Below are 592 nucleotides of genomic sequence, written 5' to 3' on the forward strand. Positions count from 1 at the left end.
TTTTTCTACCATTTGTCAAGCAATTCAATGTTTTTCAGTCAAAGAATTGATGATTGATTTGATTTTAATAGTTTATCCTAGCCCTTTTTGGCTCTTTTGATTGGAAAAAGAGTACACAAAATCAACACCATACCTAGCGAAATTTTTGTAAGGTGTTACAATAATAGAGCATAGACGGCTTTAATGATTTTGGGTTAAAGTGTAATCGTAAAGTTTGTTATGCGTAATGAGGTAATACATTGTCTGTATGAGGCGATGCATTGAGGCAATCGTATGAGGCTTAGTTGAAGTCGTCTGCGATTGTCTTTTTCGTTTCTCATAAAAGTCCGCAATGTGGCAAGGATTGGTATGGCTGGCCGAAGCAATGTTGTGAATGGTCTTGAAGAGAATCTTTCTGGCATAAGGATTGCCCCGTTTGGTGATGTGTTCTTGAGCCAGAAAGTTTCCAGATTTGTAGTGTCTGAGATCAATTCCAATAAAGGCGTTGATTTGATTGGCAGACTGAAAACGGCGAATATCTCCTAATTCGCCTATGATAGAGGTGGCTGTTGTTTCAGCGATACCAGAGATGGAGAGGAGAATCTCGTACTCT

1 protein-coding gene is annotated in these 592 nt (G+C 38.9%); it reads right to left on the bottom strand.

Annotated features, from left to right (window positions below; all coding sequences use genetic code 11):
* Positions 1–180: 180 nt before the first annotated feature.
* On the bottom strand, positions 181–592 hold a 412-nt coding region (locus tag HMPREF2876_RS10040), incomplete at its 5' end, for a transposase (RefSeq protein ID WP_142350131.1).

The sequence above is a fragment of the Streptococcus sp. HMSC073A12 genome (assembly GCF_001812815.1).
In the GTDB taxonomy this organism is placed as follows: domain Bacteria; phylum Bacillota; class Bacilli; order Lactobacillales; family Streptococcaceae; genus Streptococcus; species Streptococcus vaginalis.